Raw genomic sequence first — 2,373 nt, forward strand, 5'->3', positions numbered from 1 at the left:
TCGCCCATCAAAGGGCAATCGGAGCATTTTGGAGAGCGGGGTGTGCACAGGGAAGCCCCCAAGTCCATCAGGCCCTGGGTGTAACGGGGCATCGCCACATCAAGATCGCGCACTGGCAACAGCGCTTCGGCATGCTCCCATAGAAGGCGTTCGTTTTTGGCAGAAGCCAGATCTTGGCAAAAGCCCAGCAGGCGCGTGAGCACCCGCCGCACGTTGGCATCCAGAATGGGCACGCGCTCTGAAAAACAAAACGCGGCAATGGCGCCTGCGGTTGAACGCCCAATGCCCGGCAAAGACGCCAACAGCGACGCCGTTCGCGGGAAGGCGCCACCATGGTCAGTCATGATCTGCTGAGCGCAGCGATGGAGATTGCGTGCACGACTGTAGTAGCCCAAACCACTCCACAAGCCCAGGACCTCATCTTGAGGGGCTGACGCGAGGGCGCTCACATCAGGAAATCGGCCCAAAAAGCGGGCGTAGTAGTCCAGCACAGTGGTGACCTGGGTCTGCTGCAACATGATCTCCGACAGCCAAACCCGGTATGGATCGCGGGTCTGTTGCCAGGGCAGATGGTTGCGCCCATGTACAGCTTGCCAAGCGACTACCCGCGCGGCCACACCCTCCCGGGATTCAGCACTCATGCGGAAACCGGATGCGCGTCAGTCAATGCCGGTGCAGCCCCTGGCAGAGCCACCAACTTGGAAGTCAGCTCATGCAACTTGTTCTCCAACTGGCCGAGTTCCTCCTCGCCAGCCTCGATCTCCGAGATGCGCTCCACCAAGCCGCTGGCAGCCTGTTGTATGCGGTCTACGGCCTCCATGCGGCGAGCAAAGCTGCGACGCCGTTCTCGCAGCTGTGCGTCCAATTGCGCAGTGGCTGATTTGCTCCACAGTTCCAGATCATTGGCCGCTGACTCGTACACCGTGCGCAAACGCATGGCCAGCGCGCGCACCAGGCGCTCCGCAAACTCGGGTTGCGCCAACTTGAGAGCATTGCCCATACCCAGGTACTGCAAATGACTCTGCTCGATCTGGTGCAGGTCTTGCGCAAAGTGTTCAAGCTGCGGCGGCGTGGGCACCTGCAAAGAAAAACCGAACTCTGCATTGAGCTGCCTGAAGGTCCCGCTGAGCATGGCCTGAATCTCGGTACCAGAGGCTTGCGCCTTGTCCAAGGTGCCGCGCAGTTTGTCAAAGGTCTGGACGTATATTTTCTTCACGCCCAACTTGAGCCCCTTTTGCTGCAATGTCTGGGCCAGCTCGGCCAGCTCTGCTTTGAGCGCCTTGGCGCCCAACTGCTGAAAAACGTCACGCAGCAACTTGAGGTGAACCGCACGCACCGCCTGGATCTTGGCAGTGCTGAGATCAAACTCACGCTGCTCCTGCTCAATGCGATGGCGCATGGATTCGATCACCGATGCGTTCTTGCCCCGGAGACTGCGCAACTCGGCCATTTGGTCATCGAGGTCGCGGCGTCGGATATTGATGACCCGCGACGTTTCTGTACGCAGGCTCGCCACCCCTGCCGCTACCGCAGCGCGCAGTATGGACTGTCGTCTGCCCATGATGCCTTTGGCAAGGGCCTCTTCCAACGCTGGCAGTCCACTGGTTTCCAGCAGAACGTCGTCCGCAGTGATCTTGGCCACCAGGCCTTTTTGCGCAGACACAGGCACCACACGGTCTAGAGACACGCCGAGCATCTCAGCCGAGGTCGCGCACTGCCGCTCCATCTGCGCCTGGACCTGCTCGGCGCTGTTGAGCGTATCCCAAAGGGTGTCGATCTTGTTCAGCACCACCAAACGCGCTTCCATGCTCTCGGGAGAGATGGCCAGGTGCTCGCGCCAGATCGACAGGTCCGAGCGCGTCACGCCGGTGTCGGCACTCAGGATGAACACCACTGCATGCGCCTGGGGGATGAGGTTGACCGTCAGCTCGGGCTCTGCACCCACTGCGTTCAGGCCAGGCGTATCCAGAATCACCAAACCCTGCTTCAAGAGCGGATGGGGGATATTGATGATGGCGTGGCGCCACATGGGCACCTCTACCAAGCCCTGCGCGTCAGGCACAGGGTTTTCATCTGTCAGATCGTCATGCCAGAAACCCAGCGCACGCGCATTGTCCAGACTGACCTTGCGAACCTCCGCCACTTTTTCCAGTGCTTTGGCAATCTGGTCGGCGTTGCCAACATCCAGCGGGATCTCCTGCCAACGGTCGGTTTTGACCCGCCACTCCGCTAGGCTCTGCATCTGAAGTCGAGTCTCAATGGGCAATAGCCGCAAGCTGGGTGCAACATTGGCGTCATACCCCAGTTCGGTGGGACACATGGTCGTGCGGCCCGCACTGGCAGGCATGATGCGGCGACCATAGTCAGCAAAAA

Annotated in this window: 2 protein-coding genes; both read right to left on the reverse strand. The window is 60.2% G+C overall.

Features of this window, described 5'->3' with window-relative positions; translation table 11 throughout:
* Positions 1-641, reverse strand: a 641-nt coding sequence (locus DBR23_RS07345; protein ID WP_146191269.1) for an A/G-specific adenine glycosylase, incomplete at its 3' end; no start/stop codon positions are given.
* Positions 638-2,373 (reverse strand): dynamin family protein (locus tag DBR23_RS07350; protein ID WP_108497802.1); only part of this gene is annotated, 1,736 nt, incomplete at its 5' end. The genes DBR23_RS07350 and DBR23_RS07345, both read right to left, overlap by 4 nt.

The organism is Acidovorax sp. HMWF018 (genome assembly GCF_003061035.1).
Classification (GTDB): Bacteria; Pseudomonadota; Gammaproteobacteria; order Burkholderiales; family Burkholderiaceae_C; genus Acidovorax; species Acidovorax delafieldii.